At 62.5% G+C, this 15,150-nt stretch carries 15 protein-coding genes and 3 pseudogenes; 8 read left to right on the top strand and 10 right to left on the bottom strand.

What is annotated here, in order from left to right:
• Nucleotides 1-167: 167 nt before the first annotated feature.
• The 4 genes and pseudogenes from K6K41_RS13765 to glnT all read right to left on the bottom strand — a co-directional run bounded on the left by K6K41_RS13765 (nucleotide 168) and on the right by glnT (nucleotide 4,363).
• Nucleotides 168-1,501, bottom strand: a pseudogene (locus tag K6K41_RS13765) (FMN-binding glutamate synthase family protein).
• Nucleotides 1,501-2,187 (bottom strand): annotated as a pseudogene (locus K6K41_RS13760) (protein glxC). Before K6K41_RS13760 ends, K6K41_RS13765 begins: the two co-directional pseudogenes overlap by 1 nt.
• Nucleotides 2,184-3,082 (bottom strand): annotated as a pseudogene (locus tag K6K41_RS13755) (class II glutamine amidotransferase). Before K6K41_RS13755 ends, K6K41_RS13760 begins: the two co-directional pseudogenes overlap by 4 nt.
• 27 nt (nucleotides 3,083-3,109) lie before the next feature.
• Nucleotides 3,110-4,363: a type III glutamate--ammonia ligase gene (gene glnT / locus K6K41_RS13750; protein ID WP_261405489.1), complete on the bottom strand. Its 1,254-nt coding sequence runs from the start codon at nucleotides 4,361-4,363 to the stop codon at nucleotides 3,110-3,112.
• Between the two features lie 220 nt (nucleotides 4,364-4,583).
• Here glnT and K6K41_RS13745 point away from each other — a divergent pair, with 220 nt between their 5' ends.
• Together K6K41_RS13745 and K6K41_RS13740 are read left to right on the top strand one after the other, a co-directional pair.
• Complete coding sequence (locus K6K41_RS13745; protein ID WP_261405488.1) at nucleotides 4,584-5,993, top strand: NAD(P)/FAD-dependent oxidoreductase; 1,410 nt, start codon at nucleotides 4,584-4,586, stop codon at nucleotides 5,991-5,993.
• A gap of 12 nt (nucleotides 5,994-6,005) precedes the next feature.
• Nucleotides 6,006-6,398 carry a Rid family hydrolase gene (locus tag K6K41_RS13740; RefSeq protein WP_261405487.1) on the top strand — a complete coding sequence of 131 codons (393 nt, stop codon included), beginning with the start codon at nucleotides 6,006-6,008 and terminating at the stop codon, nucleotides 6,396-6,398.
• Nucleotides 6,399-6,404: 6 nt separating this feature from the next.
• Here the strand turns inward: K6K41_RS13740 and K6K41_RS13735 are convergent, their stop codons facing one another.
• The 5 genes from K6K41_RS13735 to K6K41_RS13715 form a co-directional block, all read right to left on the bottom strand.
• Complete coding sequence (locus K6K41_RS13735; protein ID WP_261405486.1) at nucleotides 6,405-7,070, bottom strand: helix-turn-helix domain-containing protein; 666 nt, start codon at nucleotides 7,068-7,070, stop codon at nucleotides 6,405-6,407.
• A gap of 1,335 nt (nucleotides 7,071-8,405) precedes the next feature.
• Nucleotides 8,406-8,861, bottom strand: a complete 456-nt coding sequence (locus tag K6K41_RS13730; RefSeq protein WP_261405485.1) for a response regulator — start codon at nucleotides 8,859-8,861, stop codon at nucleotides 8,406-8,408.
• Between the two features lie 50 nt (nucleotides 8,862-8,911).
• A complete protein-coding gene (locus K6K41_RS13725; RefSeq protein ID WP_261405484.1) occupies nucleotides 8,912-9,187 on the bottom strand; it encodes a hypothetical protein in 276 nt (91 codons plus the stop codon).
• 70 nt (nucleotides 9,188-9,257) lie between these two features.
• Nucleotides 9,258-9,503 carry a hypothetical protein gene (locus K6K41_RS13720; RefSeq protein WP_261405483.1) on the bottom strand — a complete coding sequence of 82 codons (246 nt, stop codon included), beginning with the start codon at nucleotides 9,501-9,503 and terminating at the stop codon, nucleotides 9,258-9,260.
• A 612-nt stretch (nucleotides 9,504-10,115) separates the two neighbouring features.
• A complete protein-coding gene (locus K6K41_RS13715; RefSeq protein ID WP_261405482.1) occupies nucleotides 10,116-10,469 on the bottom strand; it encodes a hypothetical protein in 354 nt (117 codons plus the stop codon).
• Nucleotides 10,470-10,811: 342 nt separating this feature from the next.
• Here K6K41_RS13715 and K6K41_RS13710 point away from each other — a divergent pair, with 342 nt between their 5' ends.
• From K6K41_RS13710 to K6K41_RS13690, 5 genes are all read left to right on the top strand, one after another.
• On the top strand, nucleotides 10,812-11,000 hold the full coding sequence (locus tag K6K41_RS13710) for a hypothetical protein (RefSeq protein ID WP_261405481.1): 189 nt from the start codon (nucleotides 10,812-10,814) through the stop codon (nucleotides 10,998-11,000).
• A gap of 86 nt (nucleotides 11,001-11,086) precedes the next feature.
• On the top strand, nucleotides 11,087-11,302 hold the full coding sequence (locus K6K41_RS13705) for a hypothetical protein (RefSeq protein ID WP_261405480.1): 216 nt from the start codon (nucleotides 11,087-11,089) through the stop codon (nucleotides 11,300-11,302).
• Between the two features lie 103 nt (nucleotides 11,303-11,405).
• Nucleotides 11,406-11,897 (top strand): hypothetical protein, encoded by a 492-nt coding sequence (locus K6K41_RS13700; protein ID WP_261405479.1) that lies wholly within the window; start codon nucleotides 11,406-11,408, stop codon nucleotides 11,895-11,897.
• A gap of 98 nt (nucleotides 11,898-11,995) precedes the next feature.
• Nucleotides 11,996-12,268 (top strand): hypothetical protein, encoded by a 273-nt coding sequence (locus K6K41_RS13695; protein WP_261405478.1) that lies wholly within the window; start codon nucleotides 11,996-11,998, stop codon nucleotides 12,266-12,268.
• A gap of 674 nt (nucleotides 12,269-12,942) precedes the next feature.
• Nucleotides 12,943-13,149, top strand: coding sequence for a hypothetical protein (locus K6K41_RS13690; RefSeq protein ID WP_261405477.1), 207 nt, complete (start codon nucleotides 12,943-12,945; stop codon nucleotides 13,147-13,149).
• A gap of 417 nt (nucleotides 13,150-13,566) precedes the next feature.
• Here the strand turns inward: K6K41_RS13690 and K6K41_RS13685 are convergent, their stop codons facing one another.
• Nucleotides 13,567-13,815, bottom strand: coding sequence for a hypothetical protein (locus K6K41_RS13685; protein ID WP_261405476.1), 249 nt, complete (start codon nucleotides 13,813-13,815; stop codon nucleotides 13,567-13,569).
• A 126-nt stretch (nucleotides 13,816-13,941) separates the two neighbouring features.
• Between K6K41_RS13685 and K6K41_RS13680 the strand changes: the two genes are divergently transcribed.
• Nucleotides 13,942-15,131 (top strand): IS3 family transposase gene (locus K6K41_RS13680; protein ID WP_378150064.1). Its coding sequence is split into 2 segments (ribosomal slippage): nucleotides 13,942-14,194 and nucleotides 14,194-15,131, totalling 1,191 coding nucleotides; the frame shifts between segments, so codons are not numbered across the junction.
• The last annotated feature ends 19 nt before the right edge of the window (nucleotides 15,132-15,150 follow it).

Raw genomic sequence — 15,150 nt, 5'->3', positions numbered from 1 at the left:
ATCATTGCTCTACTCCGCCCTCTCCGGGGCGCATTACGCGCGAGCACGGGAAGGCTACCAGTATTTGTTCAGCATGCAATTAATTTGCATATCAGACAAACGGGGAATGGTTGGCGGCCTGCCTAAAAGCGAAGGCGGCCTTTCGGGCCGCCCTCGCAGTCATGTGTTCAGAATGACGATCCCGGGATCCAGGTGGTGCCCGCGAGCGGCACCTGAGCCATCGCGGACGCTTCAATTGTCAGCGCCACCAGGTCTTCGGGCTCAAGATTGTGCAGACTGCTCTTCCCGCAAGCGCGGGCGATCGTCTGCGCTTCGAGCGCCATGACCTTGAGGTAATTGGCGAGCCGCCGGCCGGCAGCGACCGGATCTAGCCGGGAGGAAAGTTCCGGATCCTGAGTCGTGATGCCGGCCGGATCACGCCCCTCGTGCCAGTCGTCATAGGCGCCGGCGGTCGAGCCCAGCTTCTGATATTCCGCCTCGAAATGCGGGTCATTGTCGCCAAGCGCGACCATCGCCGCCGTGCCGATTGCGACCGCGTCCGCGCCCAGAGCCATGGCTTTGGCGACGTCAGCGCCGTTGCGGATGCCGCCGGAGACAATCAGTTGCACCTTCCGGTGCATGTTGAGGTCCTGGAGCGCTTTCACCGCCGGGCGGATCGCCGACAGGATCGGAATGCCGACGTGCTCGATGAACACGTCTTGGGTCGCGGCGGTCCCTCCCTGCATGCCGTCCAGTACGACGACGTCGGCGCCGGCTTTTACGGCAAGCGCGACGTCGTACTGCGGACGGCTGGCGCCGACCTTGAGGTATGGGCTTCTCCCACCCCCGTCAGCTCGCGCAGTTCGAGGATCTTGATCTCGAGGTCGTCCGCGCCGGTCCAGTCCGGGTGGCGGCAGGCCGAGCGCTGATCGATTCCCTTCGGCAGCGACCTCATCTCCGCGACGCGGTCAGAGATCTTCTGGCCGAGCAGCATTCCGCCGCCGCCTGGCTTGGCGCCCTGGCCGATGACGATCTCGATCGCGTCGGCCTTGCGCAGGTCATCCAGGTTCATGCCGTAGCGGGACGGCAGGTATTGGTAGACGAGGGTCTTGGACTGCCCGCGCTCCTCCGGTGTCATGCCGCCGTCGCCCGTCGTCGTCGACGTGCCGGCGATTGAGGCGCCGCGACCCAGCGCCTCCTTCGCCTGTGCCGACAGAGCGCCGAAGCTCATGCCCGCAATGGTGATCGGGATGTCGAGCTTGATCGGTTTCTTGGCGAAACGCGTTCCGAGGGTGACGCTCGTGTCGCACCTCTCGCGGTAGCCTTCGAGCGGATAGCGCGACATCGAGGCGCCGAGGAAAAGCAGGTCGTCGAAATGGGGGACCTTTCGCTTCGCTCCGCCGCCCCGGATGTCATAGATTCCGGTCGCGGCCGCGCGGCGGATCTCGGCAAGCGTGTGCTGGTCGAAGGTCGCGGACTGGCGAGGCAGGGTCGCGCCCCAGTGACGCTCATGAGCGGTCATCAGTACGCACCCGCGTTGTCGACGTGGAAGTTGTAAAGCTTGCGGGCGGACCCGTAGCGGCGGAATTCGGAGACATCGATCGAGCCGTTCTCGCCAGCCTGCTTCAGCAGCTCGAACAGCTCGTGTCTGTGTTCGTCGCGCATTTCCTTCTCGACGCAGTCCGCGCCGAGGCTCGCGACCTTGCCCTTCACGTAAAGGCGCGCTCATAGATCGAGTCGCCCAAAGCTTCGCCGGCGTCACCGAAGCAAACGAGGCGGCCCTTCTGGCCCATGAAGGCCGACAGGTGGCCGATCTCGCCCTTCACGACGATGTCGACGCCCTTCATCGAAATGCCGCAGCGCGCGCCGGCGTTGCCCTCGATCAGAAGCAGTCCGCCTCGGCCGGTCGCTCCCGCCGACTGCGCGGCGTCGCCTTTCACCTGGATCGTGCCCGACATCATGTTCGCCGACGCCCTGACCTGCGTTTCCGTCGATCAGCACGCGGGCGTGCTTGTTCATGCCAGCGCAGAAGTAGCCGACAGGGCCTGCGATCTCGATGTCGATCGGGGCGGCGACGCCCACCGCGATGGCGTGGAAGCCGAACGGGTTCTCGATGCGCCACTGGGTTTCATTTGCGCCCTCTTGCAGGGCCTGCAGTTCGGCGTTCAGCTCACGCAGCGGCGTGACGGAAAGATCGATCGACCTCACTGGCGGCTCTCCCAAAAGTAGGGCGTGGCGGGCTTTGGCTCGAAGAGCCGAGCCTGGGCGATGCCGGGCAGGCACGTCAGGCTCCGATATTCGGAGGCGAAGCCGACGTAGTCGTCGGTTTCGGCCATGACCGCCGGCTTGCAGGCGATCGGGTCGCGCAGGACGCCGAAGCCGTTCTCGGTCCCCACCACGAAGGTGAAGAAGCCGTCGAGGTCCGACAGGCTCGACTCGAGCGCGTCGCCGAGACTGCGGCCGCGACGGAGCTCACGGCTGATGTAGCCGGCGGCGACTTCGGTGTCGTTGGCGGTCTCGATGCGGATTCCGTCCTTGCGCAGCTCGCGCCGCAGCGAGGCATGGTTCGACAGCGAGCCGTTGTGCACGAGGCACTGGTCGCGACCCGTCGAGAACGGGTGCGCGCCGTTGGTCGTCACGGCCGACTCCGTCGCCATGCGGGTGTGGGCGATGGCGTGGGTGCCGCCGATCGAATTGAGGTCGAACTTCTTCCCTACCTCGGTCGGGTAGCCGACCTCCTTGTAGATCTCCAGGCGACGGCCTTCGCTGACGATCGATACGTCAGGTGTGTTCTCGGTCAGCCATGCGCGAGCCTGGTCCGCCTTGTCGGCGGGGATGGCGAAAGTGGCATGCGTATAGCGTACGTTGGCCTTCACGGCGGCTTGGATCGCGCGCCCGAGCTCCGCCCCGACCCGCTCGAGGTCGGCCGAGGCTCCGGTCGTCACCGTGAGCTTGACGCCGTCGGCGGCCCCGGTCGTGTACAGGGCGAACCCAGCGGAGTCCGGCCACGCTCGCACAAGGACGAGGTCATGGTCGCGAGCAGTGACCCGAGTTCATTTTCAAGTCGGCCATTCTTCAAGAACAGGCCAGCAATTCCACACATAATTTGGCTCCAGAAGAGGACCGATGATCAGTAAAAGCTGAGGTATCTCTCGACTTCCCATTGAGAGACGTGACGGCAATACTCGCCCCATTCCGCCCGTTTGATTTTCAGGAACTCGCCGACGACGCGCTCACCGAGCGTCCGCGAGAACAGTTCGTCGGCCTCGAGCGCGTCGAGCGCCTGACCGAGCGTCTGCGGCAGGACCTCCACGCCCAGATCTGCGACTTCCCCGGACGAGAGACCGTAGAAGTTGACGTTGTGGGGCTCACCGGGATCGAGCTCGCGCTCGACGCCGTCGAGGCCTGCCGCGATCAGCGCCGCGCTCGCGAGATAGGGGTTCATCGCGCTGTCGCCGGTCCGCAGTTCTAGCCGCCCATAAGGCACGCGGACCATGGCGGTCCGGTTGTTGTCGCCGTAGGCGATGAAGACGGGAGCCCAGGTCGTGCCGGAGGCGTTCTGGCCGACGACGAGGCGCTTGTAGGAATTCACCGTCGGAGCGAGCAGAGCGGTGAGCGCCTTTGCGTGCTCCATCACGCCGCCCAGGAAGTGGTAGGCGAGCTTGCTCAGGCCGAGACCGCGAGGGTCGGTTTTGTCATGGAAGATGTTCTTGCCGTCCGCATCCGCAATCGAGCAGTGGATATGCATGCCGCTGCCGGTCGCATTGCTCCGGGGCTTCGGCATGAACGAGCAGATCGCGCCCAGCTCGTGGGCGATCTCGGCCGCCGCCATCTTGAACAGGATGATCTGGTCGGCCGACTTCAGGGCGTCGGCGTACTTGAAGTTGATCTCGTACTGGCCGTTCGCGTCCTCGTGATCGATTTGGTAGACGTCCACCCCTACGGCCTGAAGCGCGGCGGTGATCCTCTCCAGGAAGCTGCGTCCCCGCATCAGCCCGCGGTAGTCGTAGGCGGGCTTGGCGAGCGTGTCGGTCTCGTCGAAGACGGAAACCTGACCGTCAGCCGAGCGCCGGACAAGGATGAACTCCGGTTCGACGCCTGTGTTCAGAGTCCAGCCGCGGTCCGCGAGCCGCTCGACCTGCCGCTTCAGTACGTTGCGGGTGTCGACCGCATGCGCCTCGCCCTTGACCTGACCAGTTCCCATCATCCGGGCATAGCCGGGCGCCCACGGCGTCAGCGTCAGCGTGTCCAAGTCGCAGACGACCATGTACTCGGCCTCATGCGGAGCCATTCCGAGACCCCAAGCTCCGGCGCCGGCGAACCCTGCGCCCTCGCTCAGAAGTCCCTCCAGGTGCTGGACGGGTACGGACTTGCTTTTCGCCACGCCGTGGATGTCTACGAACTGAGCGAGCAAGTCTAACGAACTGACGGCGCGTGCTCATTCAGAAATTCTTGGCGCTTTCGAGATCTAGACTTTCGGGAGTTTCATGCAGCCGGGAGATAACGTTCCTCCCATGTAGTCGATCGGCTTCATCCAAGGCTCCCCATTGTAGGCGGCTATTGATTGCCGCGTTGAACGCACCCTAATTCCCGTGTTGCGTCTAATGCAACAAATTTGTATCAGAAGAAAACAAAAAGCCTTCGGCGACCCGTTGAATCGCGGAAAAACCATGTCAAACCAGCGCCTTGAGATGACCGTTGGACTTTTGGCCAAGGGCGAAGGCAAGGGCCAGTTTGAAACTGAACCATTCTGGTGGGACGCCGCGAAGCCACCGACCGCAGGGTTCGACGCCGTACCGCGCCAAGTCGATGTGCTGGTCGTCGGTGCAGGATTTTCAGGTCTATCCGCAGCGCTGGTCCTGGCGCGCGCGGGGCGCGGGGTGCTCGTCGTGGACGCGGGCGTGCCGGGCTACGGCGCCAGCACCCGGAACGGCGGGCAGGTCGGCAGCGGGAACCAGAAGTTCCGTGTCCGAACCTTGATCGAGATGAAGGGAGAGAAAAAGGCGGTCGAGCTTCTGCACGAAGGCGTCGAGATGCTCGATGGCATCGAACGCCTCGTTCGCGACGAAAACATCGACTGCTCCTTCGAACGGTGCGGCCGGTTCCGCGGCGCGATGCGCCCGGAGCATTACGAGGCGATGGCCCGAGACATGTCGGATCTCCACCGGTTCGCCGGGGTCGAATTCGGCATGGTCCCGAAGGGCGAGCAGGGATCCGAGATCGGCAGCGATCGCTTCCACGGCGGGGCGGTGCTGCCGCAGGACGCCTCGATCCATCCCGGCCGCTATCACGCCGGGCTTCTGAGCCGGGCGCGGGACGCCGGAGCGCTGATCGCGGGTAACGCGCCGGTCCGCGACATCGTCTCGAGCGGGTCCGGGCACCTCGTCCGCTTCGATGGGTTCGACGTCAGGGCTCGCGACGTGATTGTGGCGACCAACGGCTACACGAAAGGCGTCGGCGGCTACTTCTCCAGACGCATCGTCCCGATCGCCTCGTCGCAGATCGCCACCGGCCACATCCCGCAGGATCGATTCGAGGCCGCGATGCCCAAGCGTCGCGTCTATGGCAACTCCAACAGGGTCTTCTTCTATTTCAGGCCCGCGCCCGGCGAAAACCGGATCCTCTGGGGAGGACGCTCGAGCCATGTTGCGCGCGAGGGATCGGCGGCATCGTTCCAGCATCTCGCCAGGGATCTGCTGGACACATTTCCGGATCTTGAGCACGTGCCAGTGACGCACGCCTGGAGCGGCCTGATCGGCTACACGTTCGACGAGTTTCCGCATCTCGGGCGTTCACCCGACGGCGTGCACTACGCCATGGGCTACTGCGGCACCGGTGTATCACGGTCCACCCACTTCGGCCGAAAGATCGCCCTGCAGTTGCTGTCACGCCCAGAGGGCCAGAGCGCGTTCAGCGATCTCGGGTTCCCCAGCCATCCCTTCCACTTCGTGGCCAAGCACGCCGTGCCGGCCGTCGAGACTTGGTATCGCATCCGCGACGCCGCCAACCTGTGAAGGAGACGACCAATGACGACTTCCAATCCGAACCTGCGCGTGAACATCTCGTCCGGCGGTCCCTACGAGAGCGTCTTCGGCTACTCGCGCGCCGTCGCCTTCGGTAACCAGATCCACGTGTCTGGCACCTGCGCTCCCATAAGCCATGAAAAGCTCGGGGCCTTCGAACAAACCGAGGCGGCGCTTCTGACCATCGAGAACGCGCTCAGGAAGGCGGGAGCGGAGCTCTCGGACGTCGTGCGCACGGTGGTTTACGTGCGTGACATAAGCGACGCTGACGGGGTCGCGAAGGCCCATCTCGAGGCTTTCGACAAGGTCCGGCCCGCCTCGACCCTGGTGCAGGTCACCTCGATGCTGCGGCCTTGGCAGTTGGTTGAGATCGAGGCTTATGCCCTGAAAACTTGAGCGTCATCACTCCGCGTATATGATGACTGCAAGGAACCGGATGTGCTCATCGAGCAATGTTTCTGGACCGTGGATGACCGAGCCGGAGAACGTGAAAGCGTCTCCTGGCTCGACTAAGAACGTCTTATCCCCGAAACGGTACTCCATCCGTCCGCTGAGCATGTAGATGAACTCAGTTCCTGGATGCTGGAAGCGGGGATAGACCTCGCTCAGCTTGTCCATCTCGATGAAGAACGGCTCGAAGATCTTTCTCGGGCCTTTGTGATAGGACAGCAGGCGGTAGGTGTGGCCGTGCTTCGTGCCGGTCCGCACGACCTCCATCTGTTCGCCGGCCTTCAAGAGTTGTGCGGAGCCGGCGGTGTCCTCGATTGCACGAAACAACGTGGACATGTCGACGCCCAGAGCCGCGCAGACCCTTTCGATCACCTCCAAGCTCGCTGCGGACTGGCCGTTCTCGATCCGGCTTAGCATCGCGACCGACATACCGGCTGCGGAGGACAGTTCAGCGAGCGTTAAAGAGCGCTCCAGACGGTGCTCTCGGATCGCTCCTCCAGCACGGTGATCGATTGGCACGACCGCGGTTGCGACTTCCGCTTTCTCGACAGCCGCCTTTTCGGCGGCAACCATCTCCGACCGGCTCTTTTGGGAGGTCAAGTTTTTGCGATCAGCCATCTAATTCCGCATTGCGCATGGGAAGCCACTGCGATCGATTAGCAGATCAGCCTACTTTAATTCCTGAAGCTGCGCGCGTCCGCGCCCGCGCGGGTGAGATTATTTCGTAGCTCTGAGGATGGGTCGCTCAACACGCCCTCTCGATAGGCGCGGCCTCGTCGCTCGCATCTGCGGTGTTCGATCATCTTGCGCGAAGCCACCCTGGAGCGGACTTACTGGACGTCCGCAAAGGGTCACCCGCGAACACCTAGTTCGGCCGAAGCCTGTGAGTAGCGCGCTTTACCGTACGATCAATAAGCGGACTATCGCACAACGGCTTTTTGAAAGATGTCATGGATGATTTCTGTAGCCGATGGCCAGGCAAAGCGGACCAAGCTTATTTTGGGCCACGGTTCGGACACCGGTAAGCGGACTGGAGGTAATTCCGCGCTACCCTAGCCTCCCCTAACGCGTCAGGCTTTTTCGGAGACGACGTGCTACCCCAGCGTCGCTTGCTTCGTGACCTTCGCTGGGTCGTGGCGAGCAGCGGCCGGGTGGTTCATTCCCGTCCTCGCCCGGCCGCACTGACTGGGAACTATGCTGCCGCCCGCGCGTCTATGGAAGGCAGCGGATCCCACCCCGCCCGCTGACGCGAAAGAAGCCCGGCGCGCACGTCAGCACGCGTCGGGCTTTTTCGTCGCTTGAGCTTTTGATATTTAGGTCCGGGAACCTGCTGGGGGGCAGTCCCAAAGGCTCGCCGATCGTTCCGTTGCAGATCGGCGAGCCCATTGAACCCGACGCACCTTATTGAAACGGCATAAGGCGTCGGAGAAGATCGACCGCTTGCAATCGTGTGAGACCATACGCACGGCCGCCGACGATCGTCACCTGCTCGCCGCTGTCAGTGTGAACGATCTTCCATTCGTTCGCCACTGACCGCGTCCTCACCATCCGATAGGGACCTGGTCCAAAAGGTGGCAAGCGGCGGCGGTTGTCTTTTTTCGTGGTCATATTTGCTCGGACCGCGGTATCGGCTACGGCAGGTACCGCAGGCCAAGTGATCGCTGGCGAACGTGCTCCCGTGATCGGCAGAGCAATGCGCGAAGACGGCTATGTCATTGTGTGTGGCGAGGCCGTACAAACCGGACATTCCCAAGTTCGCCGCCTGACGCGCTTGTCTCGCGCCGGTCGATGTTCCAGCCAGCGTCTTCTAGCCGATCAACCTCGCGTCGCGTGTCAGCGTCAGTCGCATTCTGTCGCTGAATGAGTTTCCTGACGTTGTCGGATCCGCCCTCGTTGAAGGCGACTTCGTACTCGTGCAGCGTGGGCATGATTCCTCGGCGTTCGGCTGGCGTCTCAGGTCGGCGACTGGGCCTCTTCGAAATCGTCCGGCCCTGAAACTGCACGATCCTTACCGGCAAAGCCTTCGGCCAAAAGTCTGGTGTTGGCTTTGGCCTCGACAGTTTCGCGAGCCTTTTGCTGGAGCGTCATCAAATCAACGGGCTTTCCAAGGAACATCACCGGCTCGGGCAGCTCCCCGTCAACAGGTTTCACCCGTCCGGAGCAAACAATGATCTCTATGTGTGGCCAGCTCCTATGAACCTTGTTGGCAAGCTCGAGCCCGTTCATCGTGCCTGGCATCTCGATGTCGGTTAGCAGGAGAATAACGTTGTCTCGTCCGGACAGGATGTCCCAGGCTTCGTGAGCGTCGCCTGCTTCCAGAACCTCGTAGCCTGCGTCCTGGAAAGTCGCTGCGGCGGCCATAAGCGTGATGGCGTCATCTTCGGCGATAAGGGCAACATGGCTGGACACTGACTGCGCTCCGGTTGACGAAGCCCAACGCAGTCGAACGGGAGTCGTTGCTAAGCCAGCGGACGATCGCGAACCAACTGCTGCGTCCACCGGCCAACCTCGTTGCCCTGACCATCGGTGATTACGAAGCCATTTGCGCCGCGCCAAGCCGGGTCGAAGAGCGCGCTGCGCCCCTTTGGCATCGCGCTGTCGAGGCGGCGGGTGAGCGCTGCCAATGTCCCTCGGACGATCTCCCGTCCGTCGTTGTGAAACTCGTAGACGATGATGCTCAGTTCCGTGATGGGTTTATGTGCGCCCTGAGCCATGAAGCCAATCCCCAATTGCATTGTGCGTAAACACTTTTGCGACTGATGCCAGGCTGCCGCGTCAAGCGAGCCGACGGCATTGCCAACTCAATCACATTAATTCTGGTCGTTGGCGCATCCGCCCAAGCGTCGGCTCTTTGCTGGATCGGGAACCCATGATCGCGCTGGGGCGTCTGGCAGGCAAGGCGGGAACCTCGATCCGCCCGAAGGCCATGTGGAAGCCGGCGCGATAGCCCCGCGTCGGGCTTCTTCGACTCAGGGATACCGTTTGAAGGCAGATAACGACCGCGCTGCTTTCGCGTCCGATTTTGAGGAAGGACAGCTCGCTTTCGTGCATGGCGTGGCTCCGGAAGGCTGCCCTCACAACGGTATCGCCCCGCGCGCCGCATGGACGTTAGGGTGGCTCGCCGCAGAGAACCTCGCCGAACGTATCATCCTGGAACGAAGACGCCCCTCGCGCGTATAGCATCCAATAGCGCAGCCCAACCGCTGTCACCCGCTTGAGATAGCCCGGCGCGCTCCTCCCGACGCGTCGGGCTTTTTCGCGGGTGATCAGGTAAGATAGTTCCGCTTCGCGCTGACCCCCGCCATGAAACGGCGTCGGGCGCTGTTATGCCCCTAGCGGCTTCCGGACGGCATGAAGTTGGTCAGATCGTTGGGGAGCGATTCGGCCGCTTACCCGTTGCAGAACTGAGCCCTGCGTCTGATGCCAAAATTTACGAAGACGGACCTCGCGAAGGCTGAAGCGGAGTTAGCCCAGATGCGAGGGGAAGTGACATATCACCGGACGCGAATCATAGCCCTCGACGCTCGCGGACAGTTGACAGATCGCGCGAGAGTGTCATTGATGAACGCTGAGTTTGCGGTAGAACTGCTGACAATTCACCGCAATGCAATTAGTGAAGAGTTGGCTGAAGAGGGGAATTCTAGCGGTCGCGCTCATCTTAAATCATAGCCTGATCGACGCGTCGGTGCCGTGATCTTGGAAGCTCACCCTTCGACCTTGAACGAAGCGGCCCTCAGACATCATCTTTTTCAACGCTGTCTGGCTACAGGTCATGGCCGTCCGCTTGATCGGTCCGTGTTTGAGCCGTCTTCCGATAGCTAAATTCAGCGATACCCAAGCTGAGTACATTTCGCGTCGCTCGCCTCGGAGAGACTGCGCGAACTCAGCAATGAGCGGCGCGCAGCATTTATAGCTGCGGCTCTGTCCGCTCTCGAATTCCAGCAAGCTTTGAACTGTAGCGGCGATCAACCGAGCGTTGGCGAGCGCGGCCGCGGTATCGTGCGAACCTCTTCTCATCTGGGTCTCCTCGGTCGGTGCTTGCGCCGGCATCTGGAACTGACGCCGCTCTGATCAAGCCTCGCGCTGCTTTCACATCTATCCACCGCGCCCGCGCCGGCCTTTCTGCCCGCGCCATGGAGACAGCTATGTCCAAATCCATCACCCGCCCCAAGCTCGTCGACGTCGTTGCCGATGCGGCCGCGAGCGCAATCGTTCAGGCGTCCCACGGCAAACCTGTCACCGTCGGCAAGGAGCTGGCGAAGGCTCGCGAGATCGCGGCGGATGTGGTGACCGACGATCGGATCGCGGCCGCGCTGAAGCCCGTTGCCTGGTACAAGTCCGCGGCGATCCTCAGGGGCGGTGAACGCCAGCGCGGGCGCGCTGGTCGCTGCGCTCCCGACGCTCACGCCCGTCGTGGTCGATCTCGCCTCGCCCGAGCAGGTGAAGTGGTGGAACGCCGCCGTCACCCTCGTTGGCGTCCTTTGGGGCGTAGTCGGCGCGGTCGTCTCGGTCAACGGCCGGGTCAACACCACGCGGCCGATCGGCTGAGGCGGCGCGCCCATGACCGAGCTCGGCAAACTGGTGCAGGACTTCGTCCGATTTCTGTTCGAACAGCTCGGCCCGGCGGCGCGGTTGTGTCGATCGTTGCGATCTATCTCGGCTGGGCAAAGTACCGCGCTGATCGGCGGATCGAGGCGCTGTCGGACAAACTCTTCGCGGTCGGTGACCGATCGACCGACCGCCTTTCCAGCATTGCAGGGGAACGACTGACGGCGGATCTCGCCGTCGCCAAGGCGCTCGAGGACCTCGCCGACAAGGTCGAGGGGCTCCCGAGAGGGCGCGCTCGATGAAGTGGATCACCAGCATGATCGACCGCATCGCGCAGGAGACCATGGCGGGCTCGGAGAGGGTTCGCCGGGCCCTCCTGAAGCTCGAGGCCGCGTTGGAGCGCAAATGATGGAAGTTAAATTCTCTTACTGGGTCTACGCGGCGATCCAGTCACTGCTGTTCATGATCTGCGCGACTGGCGCGGTGTTCTGCGCCTTCTGGGCGTGGGAAAGCCGGACGCCGCCGCGGCCGACGCTTTGGTGGCTGCTGCCGTTCATTGCGGCGATGGACGTCGGGCTGATGGTCGACGCGACGAAGTGGATCTTGGTCCGGGCCTCGAACACCGAACATTCGGTGGAGATGATCCAAGCGGTGAAGACGGCGCAGAACTACACCGAGTATGCGCTCACGCGCGGCTTCGTGCTGACGATCGCGGCGCAACAGGTGTGGTCCATGTGGAGTGCGCAAGCATCGCGGCTCACGGCTGATGGCGCTGTTTCTCGCGCTTACCGTGCTGTCGATCGCGGCGGCGTTCCACCATCGACGGATCGAGACCTACTGCGCCGGGCCGCCGACCTGCGCGGTGCCCTGAACCCCGTTCGAGCATTAAACCGTTAAGCGAAAAAGTCGTCACCGGTTCGAAGCAGTCTTGCGGCCGCTATGCATGCGTAAATAAATCGAGCCTCGTGTTTGCGTCCACGCTCAAGGTGAATGGCGTGTCGATCCAGCGCATCAGCGAGATCGAGATCGATCCGCCCCTCGTGGATCGCGTCGATGGCTCTTTGCAGTCGGCCAGCAAACCGTCCGGCGGCCGCCTTCTGCGCTTGAAACTCAGACGAAATCTCGTCGATCGTGAGCATTGCTCCGCACTCTCGGAAAAAAAGAAGAAGGCGAGCCTGCCGACCAGTTCGGGCCGTGTCGACGGGCTCGCTACAGAGCACGTCCCTCCAGACCTGCTCTACGCTAAAATAGAGAACACGAGCCTGTGAACTCAATGCGACTGGATAGCGCCATGGTTGATTGAGATCGGACTTACTCAGCACCGGCGCTGAACCATCCCGGCAGAGGCGCGTTCAGTCTGCAAGTTCGAAGCGAATAGCTCCCGCCCCGCTGGCCCGAGAGGTCGGCGGGGCGGTTTTACGTCGATGTTAAACGCCCCACCAACGGTCATTCCGGACAAGCCGTACTGACCAGGCCGCAGAACTGCGCTCCCCTCTTGCGAAGAGCGCCAACCCTGACTCGATTGATACAACTGCGCGTAATTCGATAACGCCTGCGCAACCGGAACATTCCGGTTTGTTCACTGCTCTGTGAGTACCACGGCGATCCGAGTGCTATCTAGGCGCGTATAATATTGCGGTCAGACAACCAGTCAGCTTCCCCCACTTCACCGGCTGGTTGCATGATCCAACTGTCAACCTCGACCCCGCCCGGCCCAGCCGCGGCGGGGTTTTTTCTGCGTTTACACTCCCAAATAAGCCGGCCTGCGCCTCTTCGGTCGACGCACAGAACCCGTCGTGGTTCGAGGGGCGGCGCAGCCCGCGGCGGGCAAACAAACCAAGTTGTTCCGGTGGCCATGACACAACTGAATCGCTAGCCTGTCGATTGCTTGACGACCAATTTCGCCCTACGATTCGTAGCAGCGGAACTCGGAGGGCGTGCCATGGTGGTCAGCTCGGTCGATAACTACGCGTTTGTGAGTGACAAGATCGACGCAACGCTCGATCAGATGTCGTCTCTGATGGAGACGATATTCCGGCTAGAGACGCGTGGATACGATACGACGGACGCCAAGGATCGCCTCGACCGTCTGGAAAAAGAGCTTGTTGCTTGGAAGCAGACGCGGGCTGCTGTCGATGCGCGAATCTAACCTCTTGCATAAAGATAAGCAATTTCAGCGCTAAGTCTCGCTTGGTCGCGTGTTTTGCAAAAGCCGTCGGCGCGGCTGGCGTCGTGATCTTGCCGGCACGCTACCCAATACCAACGTCCCTCGTACTGTCCGCGCGCAATGCAGATGACCCGAACGATGTCACCCTCGTGCGCAAGTTGGCCGCTTGGCACATGAAGGTCGCCCCGTCGCACAGCTTCGTGCGGCCATGAGTGCTGCCAGTGAAAGCAGTTCGACATCGACGTTTCCAATATCAGCGTGATCGCCACTCAAACGATTGGACCTATAAGGCCGGCAGAGCGATCAGGGCCGCAGTCGCGTGGCGCGCGAATAAGAGAGAGCGGACTGGGTGACACCGGTCAATTTGAATCGGGCGCCACCGAGGCTTCGCGCGCGCCGCTACTGATGGACGATATCCTCGGGTTCGTCGAGGGTCAGGATTCCACTATTCTCCGCAGCGATAGTCACCATACCGTTAGATTCTCTGGCTTCGAACTCGGCAAGTTTCAAAGCGTCGAGGACGCTATCGACGACCGCCGCCGAGGGCGCATCGATGCCCTCAGAAATGGCCGTATACGACAACATTTCCTTCCGTCGTTCCAATTGGCGGGCGGAAGGAACATTGGTCGTCAGACTAATCGCGTTCAAGATTGTACCCCCATCGCGCAGTGAAATCGGCTTGGATCTGGGTGAACGACGCGCGAACATCTGACGTGACCCCCTGAAACTCCTCCACGGATAGCTAGAGTCCGCCCCAGCACGAGGGACGGACGGATGAAGAAGTCTCGGTTCACGGAAGAGCAGATCATCGCGATCCTGCGCGAGCAGGAGGCGGGCGTTGCGACCGCTGAGGTCTGCCGGAAGCACGGCGTCAGCTCGGCGACGTTCTACAAGTGGAAGGCCAAGTTCGGCGGGCTCGACGTCTCGGAGGCTCGGCGCCTGAAGGGGCTCGAGGACGAGAACGGTCGGCTGAAGCGGATGCTGGCGGACGCGATGCTCGACAACGCGGCGCTGAAGGATCTTCTGGGAAAAAAGTGGTGACGCCCGCAGCGCGACGGGAGGCCGTGGCGTATCTCGCCGAGGCCTTCGAGATGAGCGAGCGGCGGGCGTGCCGGGTGGTCGGCGCCGATCGGATGAGCGTGCGTTACGAAGGGACGCGTGGCGATGACACTGTCCTGCGCGGACGGCTGAACGAGCTGGCGGCCGAGCGTCGCCGCTTCGGCTATCGGCGACTGCACGTCCTGCTGAAGCGGGAGGGGCACGCGGTCAACCGCAAGCGCGTGCAGCGGCTCTATCGCGAGGAGAAGCTGGCCGTGCGCCGTCGCGGCGGCCGCAAACGGGCGATGGGAACGCGGCGGCCGATCGAGACGCCGATGGCAGCCAACCAGCGATGGAGCCTGGACTTCCTATCCGACCAACTCACGGACGGGCGCCGCTTCCGCATCCTGTCCGTGGTCGACGACTGCACACGCGAGTGCCTGGCGCTCGCGGCCGACACCTCGCTGTCCGGCCTGCGGGTCGCCCGCGAGCTCGACGACATCGTACGCCGGCGCGGCCGACCGACGACAATCGTCAGCGACAACGGCACGGAGTTCACCTCGAACGCGATCCTCGCCTGGGCAGACGATATGGGCGTCGGCTGGCATTACATCGCGCCCGGCAAGCCGCAGCAGAACGGCTTCATTGAGAGCTTCAACGGCCGGCTGCGGGACGAGCTTCTCAACGAGACGTTGTTCCGGTCACTCCCTCAAGCCCGCGCCGTGCTCGAAGCCTGGCGGCGCGACTACAACGAAGAACGACCGCACTCGAAACTCGGCTGGATGACGCCTTGGGCCTACGCCAACGCCATCCTCGAGATCCCCGGCAGAAGCGTTGCGCAACCTGCCAGCTCCGCGCTTCGGCCTCTTGAAACCGCCATCGACGATGGCTCAGATCACGACAGGACTCTCGCTTCCGATGGATGAAAAACGGGGGTCACGTCAA

The organism is Chenggangzhangella methanolivorans (assembly GCF_019797865.1).
Lineage (GTDB): Bacteria > Pseudomonadota > Alphaproteobacteria > Rhizobiales > Methylopilaceae > Methylopila > Methylopila methanolivorans.
The sequence above is the reverse complement of the archived record's forward strand: the minus strand, read 5'-3'. Positions and strand labels throughout refer to the sequence as shown.

Bases quoted from the DNA above. Each gene is read 5' to 3' on its own strand.
- K6K41_RS13745 (WP_261405488.1), top strand. From the start codon at position 4,584: ATGCAACAAATTTGTATCAGAAGAAAACAAAAAGCCTTCGGCGACCCG.
- K6K41_RS13740 (WP_261405487.1), top strand. From the start codon at position 6,006: ATGACGACTTCCAATCCGAACCTGCGCGTGAACATCTCGTCCGGCGGT.
- K6K41_RS13735 (WP_261405486.1), bottom strand. From the start codon at position 7,070: ATGGCTGATCGCAAAAACTTGACCTCCCAAAAGAGCCGGTCGGAGATG.
- K6K41_RS13725 (WP_261405484.1), bottom strand. From the start codon at position 9,187: ATGCAATTGGGGATTGGCTTCATGGCTCAGGGCGCACATAAACCCATC.
- K6K41_RS13720 (WP_261405483.1), bottom strand. From the start codon at position 9,503: ATGCACGAAAGCGAGCTGTCCTTCCTCAAAATCGGACGCGAAAGCAGC.
- K6K41_RS13715 (WP_261405482.1), bottom strand. From the start codon at position 10,469: ATGAGAAGAGGTTCGCACGATACCGCGGCCGCGCTCGCCAACGCTCGG.
- K6K41_RS13700 (WP_261405479.1), top strand. From the start codon at position 11,406: ATGATGGAAGTTAAATTCTCTTACTGGGTCTACGCGGCGATCCAGTCA.
- K6K41_RS13690 (WP_261405477.1), top strand. From the start codon at position 12,943: ATGGTGGTCAGCTCGGTCGATAACTACGCGTTTGTGAGTGACAAGATC.